Origin of the sequence: Acinetobacter populi (assembly GCF_002174125.1) — a bacterium.
Lineage (GTDB): Bacteria > Pseudomonadota > Gammaproteobacteria > Pseudomonadales > Moraxellaceae > Acinetobacter > Acinetobacter populi.
Window position 1 is genome coordinate 141,836 of sequence record NZ_NEXX01000004.1, and the last position, 17,571, is coordinate 159,406.

General features: G+C 40.1%; 15 protein-coding genes. 9 read left to right on the forward strand and 6 right to left on the reverse strand.

Annotated features, from left to right (window positions below):
• Positions 1–89: 89 nt before the first annotated feature.
• The 3 genes from CAP51_RS11815 to gspF all read right to left on the reverse strand — a co-directional run bounded on the left by CAP51_RS11815 (position 90) and on the right by gspF (position 2,446).
• Complete coding sequence (locus CAP51_RS11815; RefSeq protein WP_087620966.1) at positions 90–416, reverse strand: hypothetical protein; 327 nt, start codon at positions 414–416, stop codon at positions 90–92.
• Between the two features lie 332 nt (positions 417–748).
• On the reverse strand, positions 749–1,198 hold the full coding sequence (gspG, locus tag CAP51_RS11820; protein WP_140404438.1) for a type II secretion system major pseudopilin GspG: 450 nt from the start codon (positions 1,196–1,198) through the stop codon (positions 749–751).
• Between the two features lie 42 nt (positions 1,199–1,240).
• On the reverse strand, positions 1,241–2,446 hold the full coding sequence (gene gspF / locus CAP51_RS11825; RefSeq protein WP_087620968.1) for a type II secretion system inner membrane protein GspF: 1,206 nt from the start codon (positions 2,444–2,446) through the stop codon (positions 1,241–1,243).
• A gap of 175 nt (positions 2,447–2,621) precedes the next feature.
• On the opposite strand from gspF, the gene CAP51_RS11830 reads away from it, so the two are divergent.
• Both CAP51_RS11830 and CAP51_RS11835 read left to right on the forward strand, forming a co-directional pair.
• Entirely contained in the window at positions 2,622–4,856 is a 2,235-nt protein-coding gene (locus tag CAP51_RS11830) for a primosomal protein N' (protein ID WP_087620969.1), read from the forward strand.
• Positions 4,857–5,008: 152 nt separating this feature from the next.
• The gene (locus tag CAP51_RS11835; RefSeq protein ID WP_245809147.1) at positions 5,009–5,764 is read left to right on the forward strand and encodes a TorF family putative porin; all 756 of its coding nucleotides are present in this window, start codon (positions 5,009–5,011) and stop codon (positions 5,762–5,764) included.
• 92 nt (positions 5,765–5,856) lie between these two features.
• Here CAP51_RS11835 and CAP51_RS11840 read toward each other — a convergent pair whose 3' ends face one another.
• Positions 5,857–7,080, reverse strand: coding sequence for an SfnB family sulfur acquisition oxidoreductase (locus CAP51_RS11840; protein WP_087620970.1), 1,224 nt, complete (start codon positions 7,078–7,080; stop codon positions 5,857–5,859).
• A gap of 418 nt (positions 7,081–7,498) precedes the next feature.
• Here CAP51_RS11840 and CAP51_RS11845 point away from each other — a divergent pair, with 418 nt between their 5' ends.
• Genes CAP51_RS11845 through CAP51_RS11860 form a run of 4 tightly spaced genes read left to right on the forward strand, consistent with a single transcriptional unit; the run spans position 7,499 to position 11,608 of the window.
• Positions 7,499–8,515, forward strand: coding sequence for a methionine ABC transporter ATP-binding protein (locus CAP51_RS11845; RefSeq protein WP_087620971.1), 1,017 nt, complete (start codon positions 7,499–7,501; stop codon positions 8,513–8,515).
• A gap of 57 nt (positions 8,516–8,572) precedes the next feature.
• Positions 8,573–9,271 (forward strand): methionine ABC transporter permease, encoded by a 699-nt coding sequence (locus tag CAP51_RS11850; RefSeq protein ID WP_087620972.1) that lies wholly within the window; start codon positions 8,573–8,575, stop codon positions 9,269–9,271.
• 55 nt (positions 9,272–9,326) lie between these two features.
• Positions 9,327–10,208, forward strand: coding sequence for a MetQ/NlpA family ABC transporter substrate-binding protein (locus tag CAP51_RS11855; protein WP_087620973.1), 882 nt, complete (start codon positions 9,327–9,329; stop codon positions 10,206–10,208).
• A gap of 38 nt (positions 10,209–10,246) precedes the next feature.
• The gene (locus CAP51_RS11860; RefSeq protein ID WP_087620974.1) at positions 10,247–11,608 is read left to right on the forward strand and encodes an LLM class flavin-dependent oxidoreductase; all 1,362 of its coding nucleotides are present in this window, start codon (positions 10,247–10,249) and stop codon (positions 11,606–11,608) included.
• A gap of 55 nt (positions 11,609–11,663) precedes the next feature.
• On the opposite strand, the gene CAP51_RS11865 is transcribed toward CAP51_RS11860, so the two are convergent.
• Positions 11,664–12,737 (reverse strand): sigma-54 interaction domain-containing protein, encoded by a 1,074-nt coding sequence (locus CAP51_RS11865; RefSeq protein WP_087620975.1) that lies wholly within the window; start codon positions 12,735–12,737, stop codon positions 11,664–11,666.
• Positions 12,738–13,220: 483 nt separating this feature from the next.
• On the opposite strand from CAP51_RS11865, the gene ssuD reads away from it, so the two are divergent.
• The 3 genes from ssuD (at position 13,221) to CAP51_RS11880 (ending at position 16,842) form a co-directional block, all read left to right on the forward strand.
• Entirely contained in the window at positions 13,221–14,372 is a 1,152-nt protein-coding gene (gene ssuD / locus CAP51_RS11870; RefSeq protein WP_087620976.1) for an FMNH2-dependent alkanesulfonate monooxygenase, read from the forward strand.
• Between the two features lie 106 nt (positions 14,373–14,478).
• Positions 14,479–15,675: an acyl-CoA dehydrogenase family protein gene (locus CAP51_RS11875; protein WP_087620977.1), complete on the forward strand. Its 1,197-nt coding sequence runs from the start codon at positions 14,479–14,481 to the stop codon at positions 15,673–15,675.
• 93 nt (positions 15,676–15,768) lie between these two features.
• On the forward strand, positions 15,769–16,842 hold the full coding sequence (locus CAP51_RS11880) for a sigma-54 interaction domain-containing protein (protein ID WP_087620978.1): 1,074 nt from the start codon (positions 15,769–15,771) through the stop codon (positions 16,840–16,842).
• A 231-nt stretch (positions 16,843–17,073) separates the two neighbouring features.
• Here the strand turns inward: CAP51_RS11880 and CAP51_RS11885 are convergent, their stop codons facing one another.
• The gene (locus CAP51_RS11885; protein ID WP_087620979.1) at positions 17,074–17,571 is read right to left on the reverse strand and encodes a hypothetical protein; all 498 of its coding nucleotides are present in this window, start codon (positions 17,569–17,571) and stop codon (positions 17,074–17,076) included.

Sequence of the window (17,571 nt, forward strand, 5' to 3'; positions counted from 1 at the left end):
ACAATAAAACATAAAAAAGCCGTTCAATACTATTGTCTAAGCATTGAACGGCTTTTTTGATCCGCAAGGATACTGATAAATGAGGCAACTTACATCACCACATAAACCAATATCGCTGTTAAAAATAACATCGGAATTTGTTGATAGACTTTAAACAACACTCTTTCACTTTTATTTTGCGCCAGATTATTCTGCCAGGTCGTGATTTGCAATGCAGTGACAAATGAAATAATACAATTTGTGCTTAAAATACTTAAGGCAAAGAAACCAATCATAATCTGACTGCCCCCTTCAGCATTTTGCATTGCCTGTAATAAAACATGACTTACTGGGAGAATGGCTAAAATGACTGCGATTGATTTTAGCATTGCCCAATGCAGCTGATTCAATGGATCAGTGATTAAAAATGCACGCATCATATTCTCCTCGATAATTGCCTTCTTGTTAAATGCATTATGCAAAGAATATGTTTTATTGTTAAGCCTATATTCCTTCACATTTTATTTATATTGTAAATACCGGCATTAATAACTATTATCAACTATTTTATATATACATGATAAATATAAATATTTTATTTTCAATCGTTTTATTCTATTTGAATTATGGATTTTTACGGCCTTAAATCACTATTTTAACTTAAGGCCGAATTATAGTTTAAATTTTATACTTAAAATCATTTACGCTTGATAGCGATTTATAGTTGAGAACGATTCATGATTAAAAGTTATTTATATTTGATCGCAATTTATGGCTGGTAATAGATATCAGCATCATTGCCTTCGCCGCCTTCTTTACCATCGGCACCAAATGAATATAAATCAAATTTTCGTCCTTCTGTTCCCGGAATCACGTATTGTAAATCGTTGTCCCAGCTGTCCTTCGGATAGCCACCTTTGACATATCCACCAGGTAGCCAGTTTTTTGCTGATGCTGGCTGATTAACTAGAGCATCAAGTCCACCATCTTGCATGGTTGGATAACGACCATTATCCAGTTTGTATTGATCCAGTGCGCCTGCTGTACTTTTTAGCGCAATATTGGTGGTATCCACTTTGGCCTTTTCACCACGTCCCATGACATTGGGGACAATTAAGGCTGCCAAAACACCAAGAATGACGATCACCACCATTACTTCGATCAAGGTAAAGCCTGATTGCTTTTTATATACTTTATTATTTCTGCCAAACTGGCGCATGCTGAAACTCCAATATTTCATTTTTACACGATAGATTAAACACTAAATTAAGTTATTCATATTCACAATGGGTAACATCACTGCAATCACAATGACTAACACGATTGCTGCCATAAATACCAGCATTAATGGTTCAAGTAAAGCCAATAACGTCGTAATGGTTGAGGTCACTTCACGATCCTGCATATCCGATGCCCGTTGTAACATACGATCCAGCTCACCGGAACTTTCACCACTTCGAATCATTTGTACCATCATCGGTGGGAAATAACCTGATTTCTCCAGCTGACTGGCCAGATTGCCACCTTCGGTCACTTTTTCTGCGGCGATATTGACTGCATCCCGTATCACCCAGTTCGAACTGACCGCTGCACCGATTTTTAAGGCATCCACCAACGGTACACCAGATTGCGTCAGGATCGATAAAGTACTGGCAAAACGTGCTGCATTTATACCACGAGATAATTTACCAATTAATGGCAATTTGAGGATTAAACGATCAAGTGTGTAATGTCCTGCACTGGTTCTTAGAAATCTAGTGAGTAAAAACAGAAATATCACACTCAGCACAAGCATATAGGGCCAAAATGTACGAATAACATCACTACTGACCATCAGGACTTGTGTGATCCAGGGCAAAGCCTGTTTGGTATTGGCAAAGACCTTGACAATATCAGGGACAACATAAGTCATTAATCCCATGATGATAGCAAAAGACATCAGCATCAGAATGATCGGGTAAATCATTGCACCCTGCACTTTCTTTTGCATGGCATAACGATTTTCGGTGTAGTCTGCCAGTTGATCAAGAATAAGATCCAGATGTCCTGACCGCTCGCCTGCGGCAATGGTCGCGATATATAAAGAAGGAAAGCTTGAGCTTTGCTGTAAGGCCTGTGCCAGCGAATGTCCTTCCAGTACTTTTGATCGCACAGACATAAGCAGACTTTGTACATGCCGTTTTTCGCTTTGCTTGGCAACCGCACGAATAGCTTCTTCCAATGGAATACTGGCCGCAATCAACACCGAAAGTTGTCTGGTCATTAATGCCAGATCATAAGCACTCAGCGTTTTCTGGAAAAAACCGAATTTTGTAGATTTATTTTGATCAAGAACAGGTTCGACCTGAATCGGGGTAAGCTGTTGATCACGCAATTGCTGGCGAATCTGACGCGCAGAATCGCCATCCATCAACCCTTTATGTTGTTTGCCATTTGCGTCAATTGCAGAATACTGATAGGCAGGCATCACTTACTCAAAAAATTAATCAGAAAAATATGGACATTATTATCATATTTGAATGATATATTGATTAAAATTCCATACGATGTAACGATTATTGCGATAACACATTGTTAGATTTAAGCATAACTGACGAATCATTTTTTCGCTATGATTGTTTTTTAAATTGGATAAAGCATTTATGACAACAACCGTACAAGATCATCCCTACCGCATTCGTGTAGCGATTGCCGTATTTATTTTTGATCTGATCGAGTATGAAGTCACGCCTGAACAATTTGAACAAGCCACTATTGGCGCAAGGGTTGCCGTACCCTTTATGAATAAAAAAATGATCGGCATTATTGTCGAAAAAATTGATTGTCACGTTGCCTTTACCCAGCCGTTTAAACTCAAACCGATTATCAAATTATTTAAAGAGCCGGCGTTGTTTGATCAGCAATGTCTGCACGTTTTAAGCTGGGCTGCTCACTACTATCAGTCGCCCATTGGAGAGGTGATCCTAACCGCCTTACCAAATATTTTAAGACAGGGTCGTCCATATCACTTATTGTCCTATTACTGGAAAATACTCGAACCTCATAATGAAGCTGGTGATGAAATTAAGCTGCCAAAAGCTGGCAGTAAACTTTATGCGGCCTATCAATCCATAAAATTGCATAAAAAAGGTGCTTCCGAATCAATTTTAAATATGTCTGGTGTCAGCACCAATCAATTAAAACAACTGGAAAAGCGCGGTTTGGTTGAGCATTTTATGCAACCGATCGATTTTAGTCCGACGCCCATGCAACTGGCACAAATGCCCCTTGATGCCAATGCCGAGCAAGACATCGCCATAAAAAAAATACGCAAGGCACTCGGTAAATATGAGAGTTTCCTACTCGATGGAATCACCGGCAGTGGTAAAACAGAAGTCTATTTACAGGCAATCCAGACTGCACTGGAACGCAATAAACAAGTGCTGGTGCTGGTGCCGGAAATCGGTTTAACACCGCAAACTGTAGAGCGCTTTAAGGCACGTTTTCTGACAGATACCATTCTTTTGCACTCCGGCCTGACCGATTCACAGCGCTTACAGGCATGGCAACAGGCACAAACCGGTAAAGCCAGTATTATTCTCGGTACACGACTGGCAATTTTCTGTCCCTTGCCACGTTTGGGACTGATTATTCTGGATGAAGAACATGATTTATCCTATAAACAGCAGGATATGTTCCGTTATCATGCCCGCGATGTGGCGCTGTATCGTGCCTTTAAACAACAATGTCCGGTTGTTCTGGGTTCGGCCACACCAAGTTTTGAAAGTCTGTATCTGGTTCAACAACAAAAAATGACCCATCTCAGACTTAAACATCGTGCCGGAACAGCCAAACCGCCAAGCTTTAAACTAATCGATTTAAAATCTGCGGAAAAACAGCATGGTCTGGCAAAAAGCTTAATTGAGACCATCAGACAACAGCTGGAAAAAGGTCAACAAGTACTGGTGTTCATTAATCGTCGGGGCTATGCACCTGTGTTAATGTGTACCAGTTGTGGCTGGCAAGCCGACTGTCCGCGTTGTGATGCACATTTAACCCTGCATTATCATCCTCGGGCACAATTGCAATGCCATCATTGCGATTTAATACAACCTATACCAACCAGCTGCCCGTCCTGTCAGTCCACAGAATTAAAACCAATTGGTAGCGGAACTGCACGTATCGAGGAGCATTTACAGGAATTATTTCCGGACTATCCAATTTTTCGGGTTGATCGTGATACCACCATGCAATCAAACAGTTGGGAGAAAGTCTACCAGCGTGCCTATCGTTCAGGCGCAGCCATATTTTTGGGCACACAAATGCTGGCAAAAGGACACCATTTTCCCTATGTCAGTTTAGTCACAATTTTGGATATTGATGCAGGCCTGATGAGTGTCGATTTTCGGGCACCGGAACGTACTGCCCAATTGATCATGCAAGTCGCTGGACGTGCTGGCCGGGGACAAGTGGCTGGACAAGTATTATTGCAAAGTTACCGTCCTGATCATCCATTATTACAAACCTTGATTCATGAAGGTTATGCTGCCTTCGCAGAAAAATCTCTGGCTGAACGTAAAATTGCCCAACTGCCACCTTATCGCTATGCAGCATTAATCCGTGCAGAAAGCCAAAACGATCTGTTTAATCTGGAATTTCTACAGATGGCCGCACAAATATGGCCAAACTTTGGCAATACCGAGGTTGAATTCTGGGGTCCGATTCCTGCACCAATGCAGCGTAAGGCTGGTTCCTATCGTGCACATTTACTCATGTTGTGTAGTTCAAGAGTCGCTTTACAACAACAAATCAGCTTGTGGTGGCAATGGCTATTTAAACAACCCCGTAAATTTGAATTACGCATTATTATTGATATTGATCCACAGGAATTAAGTTAATCCAAAAAATACAACAGTTAATAAACAAATTTTCATAAAAATATACAATAAATATCAATAAAAAATAATTTTTTATATATTTTTCAATGTATTAATTTTGGCATAAAAAATGCCATAGCATCATACCATTTAATATTCAGGGTATTTTACATATGCTATTTTTTAAAAATCAAATCAATTCTATGATTAAATCAGGATTATTTCTTTCTACATCATTATTCAGTATATTAAGTTATGCAGATGTTTCTGGAAATATTGGTGTCGTTAGTGATTATTATGCCAGGGGATTAGATCAAACTGGTGGCGTCAGTGTTCAAGGAAATATTGATTATAACAATGCTTCAGGATTTTACCTCGGCAGTTTTTCTTCAAACATCAAATGGTATGATAAGACTGGTGATGGCGTATTTGACAGTGATGTTGAATGGGATTTTTATACTGGCTATGCTAATAAAATTACGGATAAACTCGGCTATGATCTTAACCTTAGTTATATTACGTTTCTCAATGCATCTAAATATAATTTTATTGAAGGTTCTGCTAGTTTAAATTATCAGATTGATGGTAGTGTACCCACTAATCTGAGTGCCAGAGTCTATTTCTCACCTGATCGTAATGGCTATTTGCCTTCCCCAAAAACACAGGATGAATCTGCATGGTATGTCACAACTCAAGCAGATATTCAATTAAAATCCGATCTGATTTTAACCCCTCAAGTTGGCTACGTTTTTGGTGATGCACTGGATCAAAAAAAGGTCGGTGGCATGGATAAGTTTATCAATTATTCGCTAAGTTTAAATAAACAGTTTAAAGAAGGTTTTTCTGCCAAATTTTCTTATGTTGGTATTGATCTCGATGGTCATGATAATAAAATTATTCTGGGTTTAAATAAATCATTTTCATTCTAATCCAAATACTAAAATAGCCTATTATGAATATAGGCTATTTATATTAAATAAACACCAAATATCTTTTTTAATATTTGGCATTAAATCACTGCTTATAACCATGCATGCCGTTCTGGTTGAATATCATTCAGGAAAAAATTACCAACGATATAATATTTCCAGCGCACCGGATCATGTAAGGTATGGGTACGTGCATTGCGCCAGTGACGATCTAGATTGTGTTCTGCCAATGTTGAACGAGTGCCAGCCAGTTCAAATAATTTATTACTCGCCAAAATTGCAATTTCGGTGGTTAAGATTTTAGCCTGTGCCACCAGAATAGAAGCCTGTGCCGAATTGTGTTCAGTTTGCTCCTTAATCGCAAGATCAACCTGATCCGCAGCCAGATCCAGAACCGCCTCGGCTGCCAGCAATCGGGTTTTTAAATCGCCAATTGCCGCAATGCTAAAGTGATCTTCGGTCGCACTTTCCTGTTTGGCATCAATCCATGGCCGAGTATAGTGTTTGACGTAATTGATGGTTTCTTCAATCGCAGCGCGAGCCAAACCTGCATCAATTGCAGCCTGTAGAATTTGTGAAATTGCACCTGTTGGTGTTGGATTGGTAAAGGAGTTGATCGGTACAACATACTGTGCAGGAACCCGCACGTTTTCAATAATCACTGTCCCACTGGCTGTGGTTTTCTGACCAAAGCTAGACCAGTCATTGACGATAGTCAAACCTTCGGTTTCTCTTGGGGTAAATGCCAGATAAACATTGCCCTCATCATCTACGGTAACAATCGGAATCCACTGTGCCAGTAATGCCCCTGTAGAAAAGAATTTCTTGCCATTTACAATATAGTCATCACCCTCTTTTCTAATTTTGGTCTGAAAGTCAGCGACATGCTTATTGCCGATTTCCGAAAAAGCATTACCAAAACGATTGCCTTGTAATACCAAGTCATAAAAAAACTGTTTTTGCTGTTCAGAACCATCAAAAATCAGCGTATCCAAAATCGCGACATGATTTTGTGGAATCTGTCCAAGCGAACCATCGGCTGACGAAATGGTTTTAAACACTTCCACCACAGTACGATAGGAAGCACCAATACCACCATATTCTTTTGGTACTCGAATTGCCCATAAACCACTTTGTGAATATTCATTTAATTCATCAATTGGTAATTGTCTATTTTGGTCACGTTCAGCCGCCCCCTGTTTAAATTTTTCGGCCAGTTGTTTGGCAATCTCGATTGCTTCTGCTTCGGATTGAATACGGTGTGCAGTCTGTTTTGGTGTGGACTGAATATATTGATCAATATTTAAGTTACCCATATATTTGCTCTCTTATTTAAAATACATTATTAAAGTTTTCTAATGCTGCCATTAGAAAATGTCTTCACCTTTCTAAGGTTATTTACGCTTATAGTGCATTAGCCATGCCAAATATAAGCCATTGAATAATAAGTTTTTATTATAAAAATATATGCTTAGACTGTACTTTTTTTATCAATCCTGATGATTGACTGTTGCCGCAGAAACAATGTTAAAACCCAATGGCAGTAACGCCCTTGGAGAACAACAAGTGTTGTTCACTCAACAGTGATTAAACATTTATGACAACAATAAAAGGATAAATTGATTTAAGAATAAATACAACCAATTGAAAATATTATAAAAAATTATTGGCATGGTTTCCGCATTAACAAACCAATATCAGATTATTTTTGAATTTTCTCCTTGGTGCCAACATATGCTACAAATCGAACATCTTTATAAAAATTATCAAAATCCTGCAATAGAACAAATCCAAGTATTAAAGGATATCAATCTATATGTGGCCAAAAAGTCTATTACCGCAGTGTTAGGTCCGAGTGGATCAGGAAAGTCCACACTGTCTAAATGTGTCAGTTTATTAGAACGACCCAGTCAAGGCAGCATTAAAGTTGATGGTTTAGATTTAACACATCTGTCCGAAAAAGAATTAAGCACTCATCGGCGAAATATTGGAGTGATCTTTCAATCGTCCTCTTTGCTTGGCCGTCGTACAGTGGCAGAAAATATTGCTTTACCCTTACATTATCTCGGCGTGACGGATCAGGCCATTGCTAAACGGGTACAGGAATTATTGGAAAATGTCGGCTTATCAGATCGTGCACACCATTATCCAAGTCAACTCTCTGGCGGACAAAAACAGCGTGTCGGTATTGCACGCGCCTTAGCACTTAAACCCAAAATTTTACTAGCAGATGAAGCGACCTCCGGGCTAGATCCCGAAACAACCCAGTCTATTCTCAACTTGATTAGCCGTTTAAAAGACGAATTGGAACTCTCTGTCATGTTGATCACACACGAAATGGATGTGGTTCGTCAAGTTGCAGATCAGGTTGCAGTACTCAATGCCGGTCAAATCATAGAACAAGGTGCATTACAGCAACTCATTCTTAATCCTGACTCAACGATTGGCAAACAATTATTACCCTTAAAACACCCTCAGCATCTTGCTGCCGATTTGACCCTGCTGGAAGTATTGTATTCGCATGCAAGTGATCAGGAACAGTCTTGGTTAAATGATTTTTCACAACAGTTTAATCAGGGTGTTCAGTTACTTGCAGCAAATATTGAAGAAATATCCGACGCCACCGTGGCCCGTGCGTTAATTGGCTTTAAAGGTATTGATAGCGATCAAGCCATCAGATTCTTAAAGGCTCACCACATACAAGCCAAAGTCTATCAGACGAGAGCGAATAACAGTCAAACCTGTCATTAAGATCAAAATATATGACGATACAAGCAGCAAACACAATAAATAAACCATGAGAATCATATGAGTGAAAATCGTTTACCAGACATTACATTTAATCAAAACACGCCGTGGTCTGAAGTGCCAGAGATGTTACTGCCTGCCTATTTGGAAACATGGATAATGGTTGGAATTGTGATGACACTGGTCATTATTATCGGTGGTTTTGTGGGTGTACTTTTATTCAATAGCTCGAAAAAAGGTCTTTTTCCCCATCGTTCACTTCATGACGTATTAAGCATATTGGTTAATATCGGGCGATCTTTACCTTTTCTGGTCTTAATGGCAGCGATTATCCCCTTCACCAAATGGCTCACGGGCACCACAATTGGTATTCCTGCGGCCGTGGTACCCATGACCATTGCAGGCATTCCATTTTTTGCGCGCTTGGTTGAAAACGCCTTGCGTGAATTACCCGAAGAAGTCACTGCTGTAGGTCGTGTTTCAGGTGGATCAAATCTGCAAATTATTCAATCGGTACAACTATCCGAAGCTCTCCCCAGTTTAATTTCGGCAGCAACACTCAACACCATCACCATGATCGAATATTCAGCCATTGCCGGCACTATTGGTGCAGGTGGTATCGGTTATCTGGCAGTGGTTTACGGCTATCAGCGCTTTGATCATCACATCATGATTGCCACAATTATTACCCTCATTATCACCATTCAACTGGTACAACTGGTCGGTCAAAAACTAAGCCAATGGGCAACACGACCATGAGCATTTTAATAATTTCCAATCTGAAACAAGATGAAATAAACTTGAGGACTCTCCCATGAGTAATACCCCTACTGATTTTGAATTAAAAAAATCCAGCAAAAAACCCTTACTGATCGGCATCGCGATTCTTATCATTGTGATTCTAATCGCAGTGTTTAGCCTTAAAAAAAATCAACACAGCAGTGATTTTGGTGATGTTCTTAAAGTTCATTTTGAACCTGCGATGGCAGGAGAACAACGTATCATTGAATTTGTTAGTCAAAATATTGCACCCGATTACGGTATAAAAATTGAAGCAGTTGGCTTACAAGATCCGGTACAGGCTAATCGTGCGGTAAACGATGGCCAATATGCCGGAACAATTTATCAGCATCAATGGTGGTTAAAACAAGTCGTTGATGCAAATGATTTTAAGCTCACGCCAACCGTTGAAGTCTTTCAATGGGCCTTTGGCATTTATTCTGATCGTTATAAAAACTTTGCTGATCTACCAAATGGTGCAACGATTATTGTTCCCAATGATGGTGCCAATCAGGGACAGGCATTATGGTTATTACAACGTATCGGTGCAATTGGCTTAAATCCAGCCATCGAACCTCGGGTGGCAAAACTACGTGATATTCAGGACAATCCAAAAAATTTCATTTTTAAAGAACTTGATTTACTGTCATTACCTCGTGTACTGGACTCCGTAGATGCTGCGATTGGTTATGTCCTACAATTTGATGCCGGTAAAGTTCCGCGAAGTAAAGGTATATTATTTCCACCTGCACCAAAAACATTTGCATCTCGATTAGTGGTTGCAACCGAACATTTAAAAAACCCACAGATTATTAAATTACAACAAGCCTTTGCAGATCCACGTCTAGATGAATATTTACGGACTACCAATGATCCTCTAGTCAAAAATGTGTTAACGCCTGTATCTGCCGAATAATCCCATTGAAAAATCAATCAAAAATAGAGGAAATAATCATGACCAAGCAAATTCGTTTTAATGCATTTGAAATGAACTGTGTTGCCCATCAATCGCCAGGTCTATGGCGCCATCCGAGAGATCGCTCATGGCAATATAAAGATATTGAATACTGGACAGATTTGGCTCAAATTCTGGAAAAAGGTATCTTTGATGGTATTTTTATTGCCGATGTCCTCGGCACATACGATGTTTTCCATGGGGATAATCGCCATGCCCTACAAGGTGCAGTACAAGTCCCAGTCAATGATCCATTACAACTGGCACCTGCAATGGCAGCAGTAACCAAACATTTAGGCTTTGGTATCACGACCTCTATCTCTTTTGAACATCCGTATCCATTTGCCCGTCGTATCACCACACTGGATCATTTAACCAAAGGACGAGCTGGCTGGAACATTGTCACATCTTATCTATCTAGTGGTGCAAAAAATATCGGACAAGATGATCAGGTGTCCCATGATGATCGTTATGATATTGCCGATGAATACTTAGAGGTCTTGTATAAATTATGGCAAGGGAGTTGGCAGGATGATGCGGTGGTGCGTGATCGTGAATCAGGGATTTTTACCCATGCTGATAAAGTGTTTCCGATTGAACATGAAGGTAAATATTTTAAAGTCCCCGGTATTCATATTAGTGAACCTTCCCCACAAAGAACGCCCGTTTTATATCAGGCTGGTGCATCATCCCGTGGTAAAAACTTTGCTGCCAAACATGCAGAATGTATTTTTATTTCTGTACCATCAAAAGTTCTATTAAAACGTTTTGTAGATGATACTAGACAACGCCTGCAAGCCGAAGGCCGTGATCCAAACAGTGTTTATATCTATACGCTAGCGACCATTATTACCGGCGCAACTGATCAAGAGGCTCAAGATAAGCTCAAGGAATATCAAAAATATGCTAGTCATGACGGTGCATTAACGCTGGTATCTGGCTGGAGTGGTGTTGATTTTGCCCAGTTTGGCAAAGATGACCGAATCCAATATATTAAAACCAATGCCATTCAATCGCTATTGGAATCTTATAGCACTGCCGATCCAAGTCGTTCATGGACTGTCGATGAAGTCGCGGAATGGACCAGTATTGGCGGTAATGGGCCTGTATTTGTCGGCTCTGCTGCAACCATTGCCGATGTTTTGCAGGAATGGGTAGAAGAAACTGGTGTAGATGGTTTTAATCTCGCCTATGCAGTGGCACATGAAACCTTTAGTGACGTGGTTGAATATGTGGTGCCAGAGCTACAGAAACGAGGGGTTTATCCTCAAGCCTATCGTGAAGGAACGTTGCGGCATAAGTTATTTGGTCAAGGAGATCATTTATCTGCACCGCATATTGGTGCAAGTTATAAACGCTAGAAAAAATGTGATGGTGAAGTTTTTTCACCATCACATTCCTCTTGACAGACAATGATCAAGACACAGTTGATGCGCGTGTATTGGGTGACAACAAACCATGTTTGATTAATCGGGCACGGATAATATTGCGGCTAACACCTAATAGTTTTGCAGTATGCAATTGGTTTTCATGACAATATTGATAAGCAGCTTCGGTAATTTCCGCTTCTAGCTGTTCATTTAAATCTTCGATGCCCTGCTCGAACCATTCAAATAAAATTTGTTTTAGGTTCTGTCCCGCCGGTTGATAAATGGATAAATCAGCATCGTGTAAGGACAGCTTATGCTTAAAGCCAGTCAATTGAAAATCATAACTTTGAATAATGCCATTTTTACAAATCAATAAGGCATGATGTATGGCATTTTCCAGCTCCCGAATATTCCCAGGCCAGTGATAATCACATAATAATCGTTCTGCCTCTTCACTTAAGATCGGTACAGGACGTTTTAAACTGCGGGAATAGTCTTCAATAAAATGCTGTGCCAATGGCAGAATATCACCAATACGCAGGCGCAATGGCAGGATGTGTAAAGAGGCAACTTTTAAGCGGAAGTATAAATCTTCCCGAAAATTTCCAGCATAAACTGCTTCTTCCAGTTTGATATTGGTGGCTGCAATGACCCGTACATCAATTTTCTTGGTCTGGCGGGAGCCTAAGCGCACCACTTCATTTTCTTGCAGAATCCGCAATAACTTCACTTGAATACTCGGTGACAAATCACCAATTTCATCAAGGAAAATGGTGCCGCCTTGTGCTGCCTCAAACCAGCCAACTTGATTACTGATTGCGCCTGTAAATGCACCACGCTCATGACCAAACAGCTCGGCTTCGGCCAATGTATCGGATAAGGCTCCACAATTCACCGCAACAAAGGGTTTGTTTTTACGACTCGACAAGGCATGAATCTGACGTGCGACCAGTTCCTTCCCCGTACCTGTTTCACCAATAATTAATACGGTTGCTTCACTGGGGGCAATTTGTGCAATATACGACATCAGCCGTTTTGAATTTTGATCTTCAAATACATAGGCACTGGCCTTGACCGTGCGTACAAGTTGACGAGATTCGGGATGCTTGACGATCTCCATAATTATCTCCAAAATTCATGAGGGCAAATACATTGCATGGCAATGCTTTAAGTAAAAGTAGCGATAACAAAAGAATAAATGCTGACTGATCTTGATCAACAAGAAAAATTTAAATCCTATATGCTTTGATAAATGATTGAAAATGAAAGCATCCTAGGACAAATCGAATTGACATATTTGCGAATAACGCTGCAACATGCCTTAATGATATTGGGTTAATTTAATTTTTTTATTCAAGTAATACCAATAAGATTAAATGCTAAAAATATTCAGTTTAACTATTAACACTTTTTATGCGTAAAGTTGGGTGACGCAAGCTTGATCAAGAACTGTTGCATGACCAACAGTGAATCAACATCTTTTCCCTCACATTGAATAAACAAAACCATATTAAATTATTATTCTATTGTTTTATATAAATAAAATTATTGGTATATAGATTGCAAAGCAGTAAATATAATGTTTTAACAGAGTTAACTTACAATGAATATTTTCTGGTTTTTACCAACGCATGGCGATGGGCATTTTTTGGGGACAAGTGAAAGTGCCCGACCTGTTTCTCTACCGTATTTAAGACAAATCGCGCAGGCAGCAGATTATCTTGGCTATTATGGTGTATTAATTCCAACAGGTCGTTCCTGTGAAGATTCATGGGTGGTGGCCTCGGCACTGGCACCCTTAACTGAAAAATTAAAATTTCTGGTGGCCATTCGTCCCGGGATTATTTCACCCACAGTTTCAGCTAGACAGGCTGCCACGCTGGATCGTTTGTCCAATGGGCGTTTATTGATTAATATCGTGTCAGGTGGCGATCCCGATGAGAATCTAGGTGATGGTTTATTTCTAAACCACAGTGAACGCTATGAAGCTGCCGATGAATTTCTACACATCTGGCGTCAAGTTTTACAAGGTGAAGCGGTAAATTTTGAAGGCAAACATCTGACTGTTAAAAATGCCAAAGTGCTCTATCCGCCTGTACAGAAACCTTATCCACCGCTGTATTTTGGCGGCTCATCCGATGTTGCACAAGATTTGGCAGCCAAACAGGTCGATGTTTATTTAACTTGGGGGGAACCACCTGCTGCGGTCGCAGAAAAAATTGCACAGGTACGGGCCAAAGCAGAACAGCAAGGACGACAAGTTAAATTCGGTATTCGCTTGCATGTAATTATACGTAGAACCAATGAGGAAGCGTGGGAAGCCGCCAATCAACTGATTGAACATATCTCCGATGAAACCATTGCCAAAGCTCAAGCCTCTTTTGCCCGTTTTGATTCCGTCGGACAAAAACGTATGGCCGAATTACATCAGGGACGACGCGATCAACTGGAAGTATCACCAAACCTCTGGGCAGGTGTCGGTCTGGTACGGGGCGGTGCAGGAACCGCATTAGTTGGCGATCCAGAAACGATCGTGGCACGTATCAAGGAATATGCAGATCTGGGCATTGAAAGTTTTATTTTTTCTGGTTATCCACATCTTGAAGAAGCCTATCGCTTTGCAGAACTGGTGTTCCCTTTATTGCCGGAGCCTTATGCCAGTTATGCCAAATTTGGTCAGACCAACTTGACCGGGCCTTTTGGTGAAATGATTGCCAATGATGTGATCCCACCACAAAAAACCGAACAAGCATAAATCATTTTAAATTTTATACGAGAACATGCATGCTATTGTCAGAGAGATATAACCCATGCCATTCAGCTTTAAAAATAGATCACGATATTTTGTAGGATAACAAAACATGAATGTTTTTAATCAAACGCATCGCATTAGCCAACTTTCCGATGCAAGTGCTGTAGCACAGGCACTTGCTCAGCAATTTGCACATACCGCAATTGAACGAGATCGGCAAGGTGGCACACCCAAAGATGAACGTGATTTAATTCGCCAAAGTGGCTTACTGTCTTTATCGATTCCCGAAGAATTTGGCGGATTTTCTGCTTCATGGCAGCAAACTTTAGATGTAGTAAGAATTTTTGCCCAAGCCGATAGCTCACTTGCTCATGTTTTTGGCTTTCATCATCTGCATTTGGCTACCATACGCTTGTTTGGGAATCAACAACAGTGGCAACGCTGGTATCAACTCACTGCCGAAAAATCATGGTTTTGGGGTAATGCTTTAAATCCACTGGATAAACGCACGGTAGTCAAATATCAAGACGGCTGGTACGAATTTTCTGGTAAAAAAAGTTTTTGTTCCGGCGCACTCGATTCTGAAATGCTGATTGTCTCAGGTCTGGATGAACACACAGGAAAATTATTGATTGCAGCTGTACCGACATCACGTTCGGGAATTACCTTATATCACGACTGGGATAATATCGGACAACGTCAAACTGATAGTGGCAGTGCGATTTTTGAACGTGTCCGCGTCGAAGCCAAGGACATGCTGATTGATCCGGGTCCACTCAGTACCCCATTTTCTTCACTACGACCATTAATTGCCCAACTAATTTTTGTCAATATGTTCCTTGGTGTCGCCGAAGGCGCACTGGCCGAAGCCAAACACTATACCAGCAAAGAAACTCGGGCATGGTTTTTGTCCGATGTAGAACATGCAACCGATGATCCTTATATCCTGCGGCATTATGGTGAGTTCTGGCTAGAACTGGAGTCGTTACGGTTGCTTAATCAACATGCCATCAGTAAATTGCAATGGGCATGGGAGATCGGAGAAGATTTAACCGAACAACAACGTGGTGAAGTTGCACTTGCTGTTGCAACTGCTAAAGTCGCTGCAACCCGTACTAGTCTGGATATTAGTAATCGTATCTTTGAAGTGACAGGCGCACGCGCTACACATGCGGCCTTACGTTTTGATCGCTTCTGGCGTAATGTTCGTACCCAGACTCTGCATGATCCGGTGGAATATAAACTTAAAGATCTTGGACAATGGGCTTTAAATGACCGTTATCCCAAAGCATCTTTTTATTCATAATGGATACGATGACATTTTTCAATACTGCACGATCCGCTGAGGAAATCATTATCTCAATATTAAATTATCGTGTAGTGACAAGGATATAATGGAATGCGACAAGATATTATTACTTTGCCCGAAATTACCCAACGTAGTCATTCCCACAAAGCGACGGCACAGGTATTTAATGATCCAGAATCACAAAAATTACTGGAATACATTAAACAAATTGCGCCAAGTGAAGCCAGTGTTCTGATTCATGGTGAAACAGGTACAGGTAAGGAATTGATTGCAAGGCAAATTCATGAACATAGTCATCGTCGCCACAAACCATTTATCGCGGTGAACTGCGGTGCATTTTCTGAAAATCTGGTGGAAAGTGAACTGTTTGGACATGAAAAAGGTGCTTTTACCGGCGCATTATCCAGTAGTGCGGGTTGGTTTGAAGCGGCCAATGGCGGTACCTTGTTGCTCGATGAAATCGGTGATTTATCCAAACGCATTCAGGTCAAATTATTACGGGTTTTACAGGAACGAGAAGTCGTGCGCTTAGGCTCACGTAAAAGTATTGCCGTCGATGTACGGGTTTTAGCTGCCACCAATGTCAATCTGGAACAAGCCATTATTGCCGAACAATTCCGTGAGGATTTATATTATCGCCTTAATGTCGTTACCTTAAATATCAAATCATTACGAGAACGTAAAGGTGATATTTTACCATTAGCCTATCATTTTATTGATAAATATCATGCTCAACTAGGCTATGAAAAAGCTGAATTTTCAGATCAAGCGAAACAAAAACTAAACGATTACTGGTGGCCCGGCAATATTCGTGAACTGGAAAACATGATTCATCATGCCTTATTGATTTGTCAAAATGGCATCATCCAAAGTGATGATTTGCCCTTGTTAAAATCCCCTGCCCAACGTGCCAATGATAAGCATCAACAAGAAGCCAAACGCCCAGTGATTGATGCAAAACTCAAAGAAGTCTTTCAGGGTTTATTTCAGCAACACGAAGGCAAAGTATATTCACAGTTTGAAGAACAGCTCCTACGGGTCGCCTATGATTATTGCCATCAAAATCAGGTGAAAACCGCTCAATTATTGGGTCTAAGCCGCAATGTGGTTCGTTCAAGATTAATCGAGTTGGGGGAATTGGTGGTGAGTAAACGGGGGGATTAAAATTTAAGCGATACTTAATAATAGAATTCACTTTGGGCATAAAATTGCTGAAATTTTGGTAATATGTATCAGTAAGTCTAAAAGATAGCCGACATGTTGCTGTCGGCTATTATGGCAGAATAGTTTAACTATAAGCTGTTGAAAAAATTAAACTAATTTTAGAATTTCGTATAAGGCGTATTATGTTAATTTTAGAAAAACTAAGAATTAGTACACCATCAATTGTTCTGCTTATTCACAATAGTCTAAAGAATTTGTATTTGGATACAGAGGTTGATCTTTATACGCCCAATTAACTATGCCAACAAACTCACATGGTTTTTTCTCGGAATAATGCCTTGATTTTTTCATTAAAGATTTGTGCTCAATATCATATGCTGTCTTTGCTTTCTCAAAAGTAGAGTTATCAAAATTACACCCCTGTCTTATTACTCCGCCAAAGTTGTATTTTTTTACATAACGATCATACAAAGAACCGTCTCCATCAATATTTTTATAAAGTGAATTAACAAACTGTCCAGCTAGTTCAACTCTAGACACATTTGGATCTAACGTATCCACTCTAACTTTAAATATTTTAGAAAATAAAACTGCATAATCTTCTGACGGATATAGCTTATTTTTTTCAGACATTGTTACAGTACAGTATGCATATCGGTTATCTTCTTTCGCATATAGATTAGAGCTAACAAGTACAATTAAGCTCGTCAAAATCAATCCTCTTGACAT

What these genes read in the sequence shown, in the direction of transcription:
- CAP51_RS11815 (WP_087620966.1), bottom strand. Translation starts at nt 416, where the DNA reads ATGCGTGCATTTTTAATCACTGATCCATTGAATCAGCTGCATTGGGCA.
- gspG (WP_140404438.1), bottom strand. Translation starts at nt 1,198, where the DNA reads ATGCGCCAGTTTGGCAGAAATAATAAAGTATATAAAAAGCAATCAGGC.
- gspF (WP_087620968.1), bottom strand. Translation starts at nt 2,446, where the DNA reads ATGCCTGCCTATCAGTATTCTGCAATTGACGCAAATGGCAAACAACAT.
- CAP51_RS11830 (WP_087620969.1), top strand. Translation starts at nt 2,622, where the DNA reads ATGACAACAACCGTACAAGATCATCCCTACCGCATTCGTGTAGCGATT.
- CAP51_RS11835 (WP_245809147.1), top strand. Translation starts at nt 5,009, where the DNA reads ATGCTATTTTTTAAAAATCAAATCAATTCTATGATTAAATCAGGATTA.
- CAP51_RS11840 (WP_087620970.1), bottom strand. Translation starts at nt 7,080, where the DNA reads ATGGGTAACTTAAATATTGATCAATATATTCAGTCCACACCAAAACAG.
- CAP51_RS11845 (WP_087620971.1), top strand. Translation starts at nt 7,499, where the DNA reads ATGCTACAAATCGAACATCTTTATAAAAATTATCAAAATCCTGCAATA.
- CAP51_RS11850 (WP_087620972.1), top strand. Translation starts at nt 8,573, where the DNA reads ATGAGTGAAAATCGTTTACCAGACATTACATTTAATCAAAACACGCCG.
- CAP51_RS11855 (WP_087620973.1), top strand. Translation starts at nt 9,327, where the DNA reads ATGAGTAATACCCCTACTGATTTTGAATTAAAAAAATCCAGCAAAAAA.
- CAP51_RS11860 (WP_087620974.1), top strand. Translation starts at nt 10,247, where the DNA reads ATGACCAAGCAAATTCGTTTTAATGCATTTGAAATGAACTGTGTTGCC.
- CAP51_RS11865 (WP_087620975.1), bottom strand. Translation starts at nt 12,737, where the DNA reads ATGGAGATCGTCAAGCATCCCGAATCTCGTCAACTTGTACGCACGGTC.
- ssuD (WP_087620976.1), top strand. Translation starts at nt 13,221, where the DNA reads ATGAATATTTTCTGGTTTTTACCAACGCATGGCGATGGGCATTTTTTG.
- CAP51_RS11875 (WP_087620977.1), top strand. Translation starts at nt 14,479, where the DNA reads ATGAATGTTTTTAATCAAACGCATCGCATTAGCCAACTTTCCGATGCA.
- CAP51_RS11880 (WP_087620978.1), top strand. Translation starts at nt 15,769, where the DNA reads ATGCGACAAGATATTATTACTTTGCCCGAAATTACCCAACGTAGTCAT.
- CAP51_RS11885 (WP_087620979.1), bottom strand. Translation starts at nt 17,571, where the DNA reads ATGTCAAGAGGATTGATTTTGACGAGCTTAATTGTACTTGTTAGCTCT.